The 14,865-nt window shown below is 59.1% G+C and carries 9 protein-coding genes; 6 read left to right on the forward strand and 3 right to left on the reverse strand.

What is annotated here, in order from left to right:
* Positions 1-5: 5 nt before the first annotated feature.
* The 6 genes from DWX63_RS00300 (at position 6) to DWX63_RS00325 (ending at position 11,077) form a co-directional block, all read left to right on the forward strand.
* Positions 6-2,432 carry a glycogen/starch/alpha-glucan phosphorylase gene (locus tag DWX63_RS00300; protein ID WP_117842442.1) on the forward strand — a complete coding sequence of 809 codons (2,427 nt, stop codon included), beginning with the start codon at positions 6-8 and terminating at the stop codon, positions 2,430-2,432.
* A 106-nt stretch (positions 2,433-2,538) separates the two neighbouring features.
* On the forward strand, positions 2,539-3,687 hold the full coding sequence (locus DWX63_RS00305) for a glucose-1-phosphate adenylyltransferase (RefSeq protein ID WP_035138263.1): 1,149 nt from the start codon (positions 2,539-2,541) through the stop codon (positions 3,685-3,687).
* 4 nt (positions 3,688-3,691) lie between these two features.
* On the forward strand, positions 3,692-4,819 hold the full coding sequence (gene glgD / locus DWX63_RS00310) for a glucose-1-phosphate adenylyltransferase subunit GlgD (protein WP_117842443.1): 1,128 nt from the start codon (positions 3,692-3,694) through the stop codon (positions 4,817-4,819).
* 90 nt (positions 4,820-4,909) lie between these two features.
* A complete protein-coding gene (glgA, locus tag DWX63_RS00315) occupies positions 4,910-7,237 on the forward strand; it encodes a glycogen synthase GlgA (RefSeq protein ID WP_199411047.1) in 2,328 nt (775 codons plus the stop codon).
* A gap of 218 nt (positions 7,238-7,455) precedes the next feature.
* The gene (locus DWX63_RS00320; protein ID WP_117842444.1) at positions 7,456-10,752 is read left to right on the forward strand and encodes a 4-alpha-glucanotransferase; all 3,297 of its coding nucleotides are present in this window, start codon (positions 7,456-7,458) and stop codon (positions 10,750-10,752) included.
* Positions 10,753-10,840: 88 nt separating this feature from the next.
* Positions 10,841-11,077 (forward strand): FmdB family zinc ribbon protein, encoded by a 237-nt coding sequence (locus DWX63_RS00325; protein WP_117842445.1) that lies wholly within the window; start codon positions 10,841-10,843, stop codon positions 11,075-11,077.
* An 88-nt stretch (positions 11,078-11,165) separates the two neighbouring features.
* Here the strand turns inward: DWX63_RS00325 and DWX63_RS11085 are convergent, their stop codons facing one another.
* From DWX63_RS11085 to fmt, 3 genes are all read right to left on the reverse strand, one after another.
* The gene (locus DWX63_RS11085; RefSeq protein ID WP_147336041.1) at positions 11,166-12,122 is read right to left on the reverse strand and encodes a hypothetical protein; all 957 of its coding nucleotides are present in this window, start codon (positions 12,120-12,122) and stop codon (positions 11,166-11,168) included.
* Between the two features lie 184 nt (positions 12,123-12,306).
* Positions 12,307-13,707 carry an RsmB/NOP family class I SAM-dependent RNA methyltransferase gene (locus tag DWX63_RS00335; protein WP_117842447.1) on the reverse strand — a complete coding sequence of 467 codons (1,401 nt, stop codon included), beginning with the start codon at positions 13,705-13,707 and terminating at the stop codon, positions 12,307-12,309.
* A complete protein-coding gene (gene fmt, locus DWX63_RS00340) occupies positions 13,704-14,624 on the reverse strand; it encodes a methionyl-tRNA formyltransferase (RefSeq protein WP_117842448.1) in 921 nt (306 codons plus the stop codon). The genes DWX63_RS00335 and fmt overlap by 4 nt, the downstream gene beginning before the upstream one ends.
* Positions 14,625-14,865 lie beyond the last annotated feature (241 nt).

Consider the following 14,865-nt stretch of genomic DNA (forward strand, 5'->3'; position numbering starts at 1 on the left):
AACGTATGAATAAGATCTTCGACAACAAGCAGGAGTTTACCGAGCTCTATCGCGATGCCGTCATGAGCATTAGCGGCAAGAGCGTCGAGGCCGCCAGCGACCTTGACCGCTTTAACGCCCTGGCCAAGCTCGTGGCCGAGAAGGCACGCACCGTTGCCACCAAGAGTGACGCCCGTGTGACCGCCGAGGGCAAGAAGCGCGTGTACTACTTCTCGATTGAGTTTTTGATCGGCCGCCTGCTCGACAACTACCTGCTCAACTTTGGCGTGCGCGACATGGTCGCCGAGGCGCTCGACGACATGGGCTTTGACCTGTCCGTCATCGAGAACCAGGAGCCCGATCCGGCGCTGGGCAACGGTGGCCTGGGCCGTCTGGCCGCTTGCTTCTTGGATTCCATGGCAGCCGAGGGCATTGCCGGCTACGGCAACGGCATGCGCTACCGCTACGGCCTGTTTAAGCAGGAGATCGTCAACGGCAGCCAGGTCGAGGCCACCGACGAGTGGCTCACCCACGGCTACCCCTGGGAGGTCCGCCGTCAGGACAAGGCCGTGACCATCAAGTTTGGTGGCCATGTTGAGGGCTTTGAGGAGAACGGCCGCACGTTCTACCGCACGGTGGACACGCAGGACATCCTGGCCGTCCCTTATGACATCCCCGTGGTGGGCTATGCCGGCGAGACCGTCAACAAGCTGCGCGTCTGGGCTGCCGAGCCGGTCGAGGAGCACTTTGACCTGGAGGCCTTCAACCGCGGCGACTACGCCCTGGCCGACGCCGAGCGCGCCGAGGCCGAGGCCATCAGCGCTATCCTCTACCCCAACGACGCCGGCGAGCACGGTCGTCTGCTGCGCCTGAAGCAGGAGTACCTGTTCGTTTCGGCCGGCATCTACAGCCTGCTCGACACCTTTGAGAAGGAGCACGGCGAGAACTGGGAACTGCTGCCGCAGTTTGTGGCCATTCACACCAACGACACGCACCCCGCCATGTGCGGCCCCGAGCTCATGCGCATCCTCATTGACGAGAAGAAGCTCGAGTGGGATGACGCCTGGAACATCGTGACGCAGGTCGTGAGCTACACCAACCACACCATCCTGCCCGAGGCTCTGGAGAAGTGGCCCATCGGCACGTTCTCCAAGCTGCTCCCCCGCGTGTACCAGATCATCGACGAGATCAGCCGTCGTTGGCACGAGTCGTTCGACACCACGCAGGAGGGCTGGCAGGAGCGTCTGCGCCAGACCGCCATCCTGTGGGATGGCGAGATTCGCATGGCCAACCTGTCCGTGATCTGCAGCCACAGCGTCAACGGCGTGGCCAAGATCCACTCCGACATCATCAAGAACATCGTGCTCAAGGACTTCTATGCCCTGACGCCCGAGAAGTTCAACAACAAGACCAACGGCATCTCGCACCGTCGCTTCTTTGCCGAGGCCAACCCCACCTATGCCAAGCTCGTGACCGAGGCCATTGGCGACGGCTGGCTTAAGGACGCCTTTGAGCTGGAGAAGCTCAAAGAGTTCCAGAACGACTCCGAGTTCCTAAAGGCCGTGGGTGCCTCCAAGCGCGCCAACAAGGAGCGTCTGGCCGCTTACGTCAAGGCCGAGACCGGTCTGGTCATTGACCCCAACACCGTCTTCGATGTTCAGGTGAAGCGTTTCCACGCCTACAAGCGCCAGCTCATGAACATCATGAAGGTGATGGACATCTACAACCGTCGCATTGCCGATCCCAACTTCCACGTGACGCCGACGACCTTCATCTTTAGCGGCAAGGCTGCCTCGAGCTATACCTTTGCCAAGGAGACCATCCGCCTCATTAACTCCGTGGCCGAGGTCATCAACAACGACGCCCGCGTCAACGAGGTCATGAAGGTATGCTTTATCCCCAACTTCCGCGTGAGCAACGCCCAGCTCATCTACCCCGCCGCCGAGATCTCGGAGCAGATCTCCACGGCCGGCAAGGAGGCCTCGGGCACGTCCAACATGAAGCTCATGATGAACGGCGCCATTACGCTGGGAACCCTCGACGGCGCCAACATCGAGATCGCCGACCTGGCCGGCCGCGAGAACGAGGCCATCTTTGGCCTGACCGCACCCGAGGTCGAGCAGCTCTGGGCGTCGAACAGCTACTTTGCGTGGGATACGCTCAACAACGATCGCGAGCGTCTGGGCCGCGTGATGGACGAGCTCAAGGACAACACCTTTGCGGGTCTTTCGGGCAACTTCGAGAGCATCTACAACGAGCTCATGAACAACAACGACCCCGACCTGGTCATGGCAGACTTCCGCAGCTATGTGGATGCATGGGAAAAGCTCACCGGCAGCTATGGCGACCAGGAGACCTGGAACCGCAAGGCCCTGCTCAACACCGCCTCCTCCGGCTGGTTCTCGAGCGACCGCACCATTCGCGAGTACCGCGACGAGATCTGGCACGCGTAAAGGCGCGCGAGCTCCCTTTGCCGCACGGCATTACTCGACGGGCGCGACCGAGCGCCGCGCCCGTCGCTAATGGGTTTAGGAACATCGATGACAGAAGGAGAAATCGATGAGTAAGAAAGAATGCATCGCGATGCTCCTCGCAGGAGGACAGGGCAGCCGATTGGGGGCACTCACCCAAAAGATCGCAAAGCCGGCGGTTAGCTTTGGTGGCAAGTTCCGCATTATCGACTTTTCGCTGTCCAACTGCTCCAACTCGGGCATCGACACGGTGGGCGTTCTGACGCAGTACCGTCCCTACCTGCTGCATGCCTACGTGGGCTCCGGCGAGGCGTGGGATCTGGACAGCCGCGACGGCGGCGTGTCGATCCTGCCGCCGTACGAGACGCAGACCGGTGGCGCCTGGTATGCGGGCACGGCCGACGCCATTACGCAGAACCTCGACTATATCAAGGCCAACGACCCCAAGTACGTCCTGATTCTTTCGGGCGACCATCTGTATCGCATGGACTACCGCAAGATGCTCAAGACGCACATTGAGAACAACGCCGACCTCACGGTGAGCGTTATGCCCGTGCCGTGGGAGGAGGCCAGCCGCTTTGGCATCCTGACCACCGATCCCGAGGACGGCCGCATCACCAAGTTTACCGAGAAGCCCGAGAAGCCCGATTCGAACCTCGCTTCCATGGGCATCTACATCTTCTCGGCCGACGTGCTGATCGAGGCGCTCGAGGAGGACGCTCTGGACCAGCGCTCGAGCCACGACTTTGGCAAGGACATCATCCCCAAGCTGCTCGGGGAGAACAAGCGCCTGTACAGCTACGAGTTCCACGGCTTTTGGAAGGACGTCGGCACCATCGCCAGCTTCCACGAGACCTCGATGGACCTGCTGGGCAACAACCCCGAGTTCGATCTGTTTGACAAGAACTTCCCCATCATGTCCAACATCACCACGCGTCCGCCGCACTACATTGGACCGGACGGCCGCCTGGACGACTGCCTGGTCTCCAACGGCTGCAAGATCTACGGCACCGCTCGCCACTCGATCCTTTCGACCGATGTCATCATCGAGGAGCGCGCCGTGGTCGAGGACTCCGTGCTGCTGCCGGGTGCGCACGTTAAGAGCGGCGCGCACATCTGCCGCGCTATTTTGGGCGAGAACTCCACGGTCGAAGAGGGCGTGAAGCTCGGCTCTGTCGATACCACCAAGGATACGGCCGTCGTTGGAAATGACGTCGTTATCGGGAAGGGGGAATGATCCGATGATCAATCGCAAGGCCATCGGTTACATCACCGCTAACTACTCTTCGACCTACGGCAGCGTCCTGCTCAAGAACCGCCCCATCGCGTCCGTTCCGTTTTTGGGCCGCTACCGCCTGATCGACTTTCCGCTGTCCAACATGATGAATGCCGGCATCAAGACCGTCGGTGTCGTCATGCCGGGCAACTACCGCTCGCTGATCGACCACGTGGGCTCGGGCAAGGACTGGGGCCTGGACCGCAAGAAGGGCGGCCTGTTCATGGTGCCCGGCAACGCATATGGCACCACCAAGGGCGGCATGCGCTTCCTGCTGCGCGACATCATCTCCAACAAGACGCTGTTCCAGCGCTCGGAGAATCCCTATGTCGTGATGATGGGCACCAACATCATCTTTAACATGGACCTCAACACCATCATCGAGGCGCACGAGAACTCCGGTGCCCAGATGACCGTGGTGTACTGCAAGGCCACGCGCAATGTCGATGACGAGACCAAACTCGAGATTAATGAGAACGGCCGCCTGACGGGCGTGAGCGCCGGCGTCGCGTACGGCGACAACGCCTCCATGGACTGCTGCATCGTCAACCGCGAGACGCTGCTCGAGATCATCGACCACTACCAGGCCGCCGACTATCTGGACCTGCTCGAGGCACTCCAGGGCGACTTTGGCAACATCGACGTGTGCAGCTACGAGTACAAGGGCGAGTTCGTGGGCGTGTTTAGCGAAAAGTCGCTGTATCGCCGCAGCATGGACCTGCTCGACCAGACCGTGGCCGACCAGCTCTTTGACCCCGAGCGCCCGATCCTGACCAAGGCTCACGACGTGCCGCCTTCGCGCTATGCGACCGGCAGCCACGCGTGCAACTCGATCATCTCGGCCGGCTGCATCATCAAGGGCACCGTGCGCAACTCGATCCTGTCGCGCGGCGTCGTGGTCGAGGAAGGCGCTTCGGTGACCAACTCGATCATCAACCAGAGCTGCATCATCAAGAGCGGCGCCCGCGTCGAGAACGCCATTCTGGACAAGAACAACGTGGTCCCCACCAACACCGAGCTTCGCGGCACACCCGAGAACATCCTGGTGCTGGGCAAGGCTCCGTTAACTTCCGACACCACCATCGTACGTTAACGTTGGCACCGCAACATCGCTCGTAACATGTAGAATAGCCGCCCGGTTTGTGCCAGGCGGCTATTCTCGAATTGCAACATGGGAGACAATATGGCAGATTCCAGCAAAAAGATGCAGATCGTGTTTGCCTCGGCCGAGTGCGCACCGTTTGTAAAGACCGGTGGCCTGGGTGACGTGGCGGGCTCGCTGCCTGCGGCGCTTGTGCGCGCCGGCGCAGAGGTTATCGTGATGGTGCCCAAGTACGCCACCATCAAGGACGAGTACAAGGCGCAGATGGAGCACTTCTCCGACTTTTACGTGAGCCTGGGCTGGCGCAATGAGTACTGCGGGCTCGAGAAGCTCGAGCACGACGGCGTCACCTATATGTTCATCGACAACGAGCGCTACTTTGCACGCGACTATCCGTACGGCTTCTTTGATGACGGCGAGCGCTTTGCGTTTTTCTCCAAGGCCATCACCGAGAGCCTGCAGCACCTGCCAGCCGGCTTTGAGTGTGACATCCTGCACTGCAATGACTGGCAGACGGCACTGGCGCCCGTGTTCTTGCGCGAGTTCTACCAGGGCCTGCCGCTGTACGACCGCGTCAAGACCGTGTTCTCGATCCACAACGTGGCGTTCCAGGGCCAGTTTAGCGACACCGTGATGGAGGACATCCTGGGCGTGGCGCACATTCCGGCGGCCGCCTCGCAGCTGCGTTGCGACGCCTGCAGCATCAACTACATGCTGGGCGCGCTGCGCTATGCCGATGCCATCACCACGGTGAGCCCCACCTATGCCAACGAGATCCAGACGCCCGAGTTTGGCGAGGGCCTGGACGGCGTGCTGCGCGAGCGTTCGTATGCGCTGCAGGGCATTTTGAATGGCATCGACGTCGCGGGCTTTGACCCGGCGACCGACAAGCGCATTGCCGCCAACTACACGGTCGACGACCGCGCGGGCAAGGCCGTGTGCAAGGCCAGGCTGCAGGAGGAGCTGGGGCTCGAGGTTCGTGACGATCGTCCGCTCATGGTAATGGTCACGCGCCTGACGCGCCAGAAGGGCATGGACCTGGTCATGTACGCGCTCGACCGCATTCTGGCCGGCGGCGTGCAGGTGGCTGTGCTGGGCACCGGCGACCGCGACTACGAAGACGGCCTGCGCTACTTCCAGGACAAGTACCCCGGCACCATGGCCGCGCGCATCGAGTTCGATCCCGCGCTGTCGCAGCGTATGTATGCCGCCGCCGATATGTTCCTGATGCCTTCGAAGTTTGAGCCCTGCGGCCTGTCGCAGATCATCGCCATGCGCTACGGCACCCTGCCCATCGTGCGCGAGACCGGTGGCCTGAAGGACACGGTGATTCCGTATAACGAGTTTACCGGCGAAGGCACGGGCTTCTCGTTTACCAACTTTAACGGCGACGAGATGGGCGACGCCGTGTTCCGTGCGGCACGCCTGTTCTGGGACAACCGCGATGCCTGGAACCAGCTGGTCACGCAGGCCATGAGCCAGGACTTTAGCTGGACGCGCTCGGCCGACAAGTATCTGGACCTGTACTTCTTTATGCATCCGGAGATTGAGAGGCCAGCGGCTGTTGTCGACGAGCCTGAGGCTGTTGCTGAGCCGGTGGCCGCCGAGGAGCCCAAGGCCGAGGAGAAGTCTGTTGAGGCTGAGCCCGCAAAGGCCGAGCCTGAGGTGAAGGCTGAGGTTGCTCCCAAGGCAGAGGTCGAGGTCAAGCCTGCTGTAAAGCCCGCAGCTAAGAAGACCGCGACTCGTAAGACGACGGCGAAGAAGGCCACGACCACGAAGGCCGCTGCGAGCAAGACCACCGCTGCCAAGACAACGACCGCGCGCAAGCGCACGACCGCCGCTGCCAAGAAGGCCGCCGAACCCGAGGTCGCTCCTGAGGTAAAGGCCGAGATCGCTGAGGCCAAGCCGGCCGCCAAGGCTCCGGCAAAGACCGCTGCCAAGAAGGCGACCACGACCGCCAAGAAGGTAACAGCTGCCAAGAAGACCACGGCAACGAAGTCGACGGCCGCCAAGGCTACTGCGACCAAGGCCGCTCCGAAGGCTGCCACAAAGCCCGCCGTCAAGGTTAAGGAGGCAGCCGCCGAGCCTAAGGCCAAGGCAGCTGTCGAGGCCAAGCCGACCGCCAAGACCACCACGCGCAAGCGCGCAACGACGACGGCCAAGAAGTCCACGACCAAGGCCGCAGCTGCCAAGGTAGAGGCTAAGCCCGCCGCCGTCAAAGAGGAGCCCAAGCCCGAGGCAAAGCCCAAGCCGGCACCGAAGACCGCTCCGAAGGCTACGGCAAAGGCCGAGCCTAAGGTCGAACCCGCCAAGGAGCCCCCGGTCTCCCCCGCCGCCGCGACCGAGAAAAAAGCGCCGTCCAAGAAGACGTCCGTCCGCAAGGCAACGGCCACCCGCAAGCGCCGCTAGCCCACAGACGATCCAAAACCTCATCAAACCATAAGTAAGGGGCGCTCCAACCGGGCGCCCCTTCTCTGTGGATAGTTGGTAAAACGATTTTCTAGGACAACCGTTCGCCGATGGTAAACGGATGTTGTTTATACAGCCTGTGTACAACAGATATACTTACATCCTGTGCGTAAAGCCCATGGCCAGCAGGCCATGATTCTATTGAACTGGACCGTACTATGAGATTGATACACAACAGCCGCCTGCCGCAGTTTCGCACTCCGTTTGGCGCTGTGACCACTGGCACTTCCGTTTCGCTCTCGGTGATCTTGGAGGATGCCGACCCCAACCAGGCAACGCTCACCCTGCGCACTTGGGTCGATGAGATCGGCGAGTCTCGGTATCCCATGACGCATGAAGGCGACGGCATATTTTCCGTAGAGCTTGAGTGTACCGAGCCCTGTCTTATCTGGTACAGCTTTATCTGCAATATCGAGGGCCAGCCCGAGGTTCGCCTAGGCGCGCCGCAAGGTCGCACCGGCGGCGAGGGCGTAACCTACGACTACGCCGAAGTGCCGTCGTTCCAGGTCACCGTCTACAAGCACCGCGAGAACCGTCCCACCTGGTACGAGTGCGGTATGGTCTACCAGATCTTCCCCGATCGCTATGCTCGCGACGAAAACTGGCGCGAGCGCACGCTGGCCGAAGTCGAAAAGCCACGCAACGGAATCCAGCGCCGCATGGTCGAGGACTGGAACGAGCCGCCCGTGTACGAGCGTGCCGAGGACGGATCCATCAAGACCTGGGACTTTTACGGCGGCTCGCTCAAGGGTATCCAAAATGACCTGCCCCGCATCGCCGAGCTGGGCTTTACGGCCATCTACCTCAACCCCATCTTTGAGGCCGCGAGCAACCACCGCTACGACACGGCCGACTACACCAAGATCGACCCAATCCTGGGCACCGAGCAGGATTTTACCGAGCTGTGCCAGGCAGCCGAGAAGCTGGGCATCTCCATCATCCTGGACGGCGTCTTTAACCATACGGGTGACGACTCCATCTATTTCAACCGCTACGGCAACTACCCCGGCGTGGGCGCGTGGCAGAGCGAGGACTCGCCGTGGCGCGATGCGTTTTATTTCCACGAGGACGGCTCGTACGACTGCTGGTGGGGCGTGGGCAACATGCCCGCCATCAATGAGAGCTCCGAGCTGGTACGCGAGCGGCTTCTGGGCAAGGACGGCGTGATCCGTAAATGGCTACGTGCCGGCGCTCATGGCTGGCGCCTGGACGTCGCTGACGAGCTTTCCGACGACTTCCTGGCCGAGATCAAGAAGGCCGTACTTGCCGAGAAGCCTGATGCACTGTTGCTCGGCGAAGTCTGGGAAGACGCCTCCAACAAGATCAGCTACGGCCATCTGCGTCGCTACCTACAGGGCTCCGAGTTGGACTCTGCTATGGATTACCCCTTCCGCGACATGGTCATCGGCTTTTTGATGGGCTACAAGAACGCCTACCAGGCAGCCGAGGAAATCGAAACCCTGCGCGAGAACTATCCCCGTGAGGCCCTGTCCTGCGCACTTAATCTGCTTTCGAGCCACGACCGTCCGCGCATTATCTCGGTGCTCGGCGGCGGCCCCGACGAGTCGCAGCTGCCCGAGTGCGAGCGCAGCAAATGGCGCCTGGACGAGAACTCGATGGGCCTGGCCAAGAGCCGTTTTTGGCTCGCCACGCTCATGCAGATGACCTTCCCCGGCGTGCCTTCGATCTACTACGGCGACGAATACGGCCTGGAGGGTCTAACCGATCCGGGCAACCGCCGCACCCTGCCGACCAAGGACCAACTGCACGACTTCGACACGCTGGCTATTGTCAAAAACGCCTCCGCCGTACGCCGCGCACTGCCGTTTATGATCGACGGCGAGATCAAGGCCTTCGCGCTCAACGACGAGGTGCTGGCATACAACCGCACGGGCAGGGATGGCGAGTCCGCGACGGTTATCATTAACCGTAGTCTGCGCAATTCGCACCGCGTGACGATTCCGGCGCTCGACGAATGCGCGAGCGATGTGATTAGCGGTCACGAGCGCGAGATCCACAACGGTACGGTCACGCTCGATCTGTATCCGCTGGGCTCGTCGATTATCTATCACCATGCAGAGCAGCGCCTGCAGGAGCCGCTCGATCACGGCGCGGGTGTTGTGTGCCATATCACCTCGGTGCCCACCGACGACGGCAAGCCCGGTACAATCGGCGCGCCCACGCGTCGCTTTATCGACCATCTGGCCGCCATGGGCATGCGCTACTGGCAGGTTCTCCCCGTCAACCCCACGGACTTCTTCCGCTCTCCTTACGCCGGTCCTTCGGCCTTTGCAGGCAATATCGACCTACTGCCCGAGAGCCACGAGGAGCTTGCCGCCGACTTTGAGACTTGGAAGGCCCGCGGCGGCGAGGATGCCGATCCGCTGTACACCGCGTTTAAACATCGAAATGCCGATTGGCTCGAGAAATACTGCGTCTACATGGCCGTTAAGAAGTACTTTGAGGGCGAGTCGCGCCACGATTGGCCGGCAGATGTCGCGCGCTACAACGAGCATCTGATCGACGACAAGCGCTTCCACGACGAGGCCGAGCTTCAGGCGTACATGCAGTACCGCTTTGACCTGGCTTGGTGCGAGCTCATGAACTATGCACACAAGAAGGGCATCGAGGTCATCGGCGATATTCCTATGTACGTGTCCGACGATTCGGCAGATGCGTGGAGCGAACCCGAGAACTTCTGGCTGTCCGATACCGGCAAGGCAATCGAGATCTCCGGTGCGCCACCCGACAACTTTGCACCCGAGGGTCAGGTGTGGGGCAACCCGACGTTCCGCTGGGACCACATGAAGCAGAACGGCTATAGCTGGTGGATGGATCGCCTACGTCGTGCGTTTTCGCTCTACGACCGCGTGCGCTTGGATCACTTCCTGGGCTTCCACAGCTACTTTAGCATTCCCACGGGTAAGGCCTGCGCCGACGGGCGTTGGCTGGCAGGCCCGGGCAAGGACCTGTTCCAGACCGCCTATGACGAGCTGGGGCCGCTCAACTTTATCGCCGAGGACCTGGGCTACCTGACGCCCGGCGTTCGCGCCATGGCCTCGACCTGCGGCTTCCCCGGCATGGACGTGCTGGAGTTTAGCGACTACGATGTCCGTAGCGGCGTGCACCCTACGCCAGGAAAGATCCTGTACACCTCGACGCACGACACGTCGACGCTCGCGGGTTGGTGCACGCGCTCCTTTGCGGGCGGCGACGAGCCGAGCGGTGTTGAGGTGGCAGCCAAGCTGATGAGCGACGCGCTGGCAAGCGACGCTCCCCTGGTGATGATGCCGCTGCAGGATGTCCTGGGGCTGAGCGACGACGCGCGCATGAACGTACCGGGCGTGGCCACGGGCAACTGGACCTGGCAGGCTGACGAGGCCGACGTTGCGGCCGCTGAGGGCAAAACCGCACAGCTCCTGCGCAACACGCATAGATTCTGGGGCGAAGCGTGATAAAACGCCCGATATAGGGTACAGTTACAGACGTTTGAATTTTTGCGGGCAGAGTAATCTGCCCGCTTTGTGCTGAAAAGGAAGTATTATGGCGCGCTACGATTACAAGTGCTCGAGCTGCGGCAACGTGTTTGAGGTTGAGCATCCCATGTCCGAGAGTCCCGAGGTCGTGTGCCCCAGCTGCGGCGCTCCGGCATCCAAGACGTTCTCGGCCAGCGGCATCAAGTTCGACGGCAGCGGTTTCTACAACACCGACCAGCGCAGCGGCGGCTCCAGCACCAGCGCCACAAGCGGCTGCTGCGCCAACTGCCCGCATAACCACTAGAAACCAATCAGCCCCGCGACCGACACCAATCGCGGGGCTGTTTCTTAGCGCTATAGGTAGCTAATTAATTTTTAATAATTAGCATAATTTAAAATCCGCCCATACCGGCAGAATAGGGATCATCACAGGTACCATCGCTATACCAATGAGTCGATCCAACATAGTTACCATTTTCGTCATAAACGTCCATGGTTTTAATGACTATTTTGCCGCCGCCGTTAGAGGAGCCGCCAGAATAACCACTATTAGAGGAGCCATCAGAATAGCCGCTACCGCCAGAATAATTACTACCAGAATTACTGGAATAATTGTTTTGCTGAGAAGCCTGCAGCTGAGCCTTAGTTGCTCCTTCTTGAGCCTTAGCCTCATCTTCAGCCTTGGCCTTATTTACATCATCAATACGAGTTTGATAACGACTGATCTGTTCATTGATTTGATCAATGAACTTCTTAGAATCCTTTTTGGCATCTTCAAAAATAAGCTTCTGGTTGTCTTTATTAGAAATATCATTAAGAAGGCCATTAAGGCTATTTATATGCTGTTGGAGAGAGTCGGTATCTTCAGTAGAATTTACATCAAAATTAACATGGTCAGCTAGAGAAGTATTCCACTCATTATTTTGAGCATTACGGCAGTCTTTAATGATGGAATCGTATTTATTAAGCAACTTCGTCCAATCAGGGGAAGTACCATCAGCATACTTAAATTTGTCATCAGAGATCTCTTTATTCAACATCTCTTTATTGTTTTGAGCATTTCTAATGGTATCAAGACGTTGCTCAAATGTTAGTAGCCTAGGATCAACTTTAAAGGCAACAACACTATCGCTAGCCTTTGTATACAAAACTTCAACCTGCTGATTATGTTCACTACATGCTTGTTTGTAATTGTAACCAGCATAAACAACGACACAACCAGCAATAAGCAGAGCAACAATACCGGCACCAATAATTACCCGCTTTTTAATCGAAGAATTTTTAACTTCTTCATTTCCCTGAGTTTTATCTTCAGGATTGTCAATCTTGTCATAGTTAAGATCGGTCATTTTAACCTCTCAATATTAAATCCGCGAGCGGTTCATGCAACTAGAAACCTACCGAACCCAACCGCTTACTTTCATAGCCGATTTATTAATCCCCGTCCCAGAAAAATCCTGAGTTGCGGTGAAATAAGGACTGTTTGGCAGGTAAAAGCCGCTATTCAATCCCTATTTCACCGCAACTTAGTAGTTACTTACGGACCAGGCGGGCGCAGAAGTGGCCGTCGTAGGAGTCGGCGTTTACCGGTACGCTTTGGAAGAGGCCTCGGTAGTTCTGACGTACGGAAACGAGCTTCTTGGCCTGATCGAACTCGGGGAGCTGCAGGATCTGCGCCTCGGAGAGCGGCGCCACGGTATAACCGGCGCCCTCGGGAGAGTTCAGGAACGCTTCCACGACCTGCGTGTTCTCCTCGTCGAAGACCGAGCAGGTGGCGTAGATAAGTTCACCACCGGCAGCCACGCGCGCGGCAGCCTCTTTGAGCATCGTCAGCTGCAGTTTGGGCAACTCGGTGGTAACGTCGTTCTCGGTCAGGCGCCACGGGATCTCGGGATGACGGCGCATGGTGCCGGTACCAGAGCACGGAGCATCGATAAAGACCGTGTCGAACAGGGCGGGCTCCCCAAGCATGGCATCGAACGATGTAAGAACTGCATCGAGTTCGCATGCGTCGCCCGAAACGGTACGAACGCCCTGGATACCAGCCTTGTGCAGGCGCGCGAGATTGAGGTCGCACTTGCGGTCGTGCAAATCGAGCGACGTGTGCTGACGGTCGTACCCTGCGCGTTTTGCCTGGCACATCATCACATAGGTCTTGGTGCCACGACCGGCACCAATCTCAAGGCAGCTTCCAGGGCGCGTGGCAGCTGTGGCGATAAGCTGCGCGTTGAGATCAGACGCCACGGCCGCAGCGTGCTCAAACACGCCCGACGCAACCGTGGTCTGCGCATCGACCGGGGCATGGCATCCCGGGAACACAGGCGCAACAAGCTGCGAAATATATGGATCGGGCTGAGTCGCAAAGGCGTTCTCGTGCAAAGCGAGCGGCGCGGGCGCCAGATTGCCGGCGAAGCCGAGCGCACCCTCTGGAGTGTCAAACGACGCCATAATGCGAGCGCATAGCCAGCGCGGAAGACCCATCAGGCGCGACAGACGAACCAAGCGTCGCTCAGACTCATCCACATCGGACGCAGTAGCAAAGTCCTCAACATTGTCCGCAACCTTATGCAGCACCGCGTTAGCCAGGCCCGCGGCAGACTTAGCACCGCAGCGAACCAACTCAACACCCTGACTTACGGCAACGCGGCCAGGCGTATGCAGATAGAGCATCTCGAAGGCCGAGATGCGAAGCGCCATGCGAACGCGCGGCGCAACCTTTTTGGGCTTATCGAGAAACTGATCGAGCAGCTCGTCCAAAATACCCTGCGTGGCGGCAACACCCAGCGCCAAGCGGGCGGCAAAAGCGGAATCGCGCTGGTCAATAGCCTTGGCCGATGCGCGAGAGGACAGCACGTCGCGCGCATACATGCCGCGGCGATCAGCCTCCATCAGCACATCGAGCGCAAGCTTGCGCGCGGGAGACAGCTTGCTCATGACAATACACCCCAGATAAGATCGGCACCCTGCAAGCCAGCAGCCCAAGCAGAAGCGGCCATAGCACGCTTGCCATCAGGCTTAACCTCGAGCAACTCAACCGAGCCATCGGAAAGGCCAAGGTAAACACGCTTGGTCTTAACAAGAACCTGACCCTCGTCAAGTGACACATCAGCCGGCGCAGCATCGAGCACACGCACAGTCTTGCCGGCAATCACGCAACGGGCAGGCGCGGTATCGGACGAAGCAAGCACATGGCGCACGCAATCAAGCACCGCCATCTGCGGATCCAGACGCATCTCCTGCTTGGAGATCTTGGCAGCATGAGTGACGACCGACTCATCCTGCTCAGTCCAAACAGCCGAGCCATCGGAAAGCGAGGGAAGCATATCGGCAAGCAATTTGCCGCCAAGTTCAGCAAGCTCCATGGTCAGCGCCTCAGCATGCTTACTGGCAACCGACGTGGAAGCCTGAGCACAATAAGCACCAGTATCCACGCCATGTCCAATGCGCATAATGGAAACGCCGGCAACCTCATCACCAGCGAGAATCGCACGCTGAATGGGAGCAGCGCCACGCCAACGAGGCAGTAGCGAAGCATGAACATTCACAATACCAAGCGGCGCTATATGCAGCACCTCATCAGGCAAAATACAGCCATAAGCAGCCACACAGAAAATATCAGCCTGGGCAGCCTGGAGCACCTCAACAACCTCAGGCGTCATACGATTAGCCTCAACAACAGGCAGACCAAGCTCGAGCGCCTTAGCCTTAGCAGGAGACGGCTCCAGCTTCTTACCACGCCCACGAACAGCATCAGGACGAGTAACAACAAGCGCAATCTCGTTCCCAGCCTCAACAAGCGAAGTCAACGAAGGCACAGCAAAATCAGGCGTACCCATAAACACAATACGCATAAAGAACGTCTCCTCTCAACCAAAGCCGAGACGGCTACAAAGAACAGCGGAAAGCCAAGTCACCAGCCCATCCGCAATAACATTTCAACAAGAACAAATATACCCAAAACCAAAGAAAGAGCCGCAATAAAAGCAGCTCTTTCAGCAAAGCACCTATCAGCGAAGACGCCCATCCCTGGCCCGACGGCACCCGGGCGAGACAGGCAGCGTCAACGTAGTCCCCGGGGCGCCCCCCCCTATC

It is taken from the genome of Collinsella sp. AF20-14LB, from assembly GCF_003459505.1.
Lineage (GTDB): Bacteria > Actinomycetota > Coriobacteriia > Coriobacteriales > Coriobacteriaceae > Collinsella.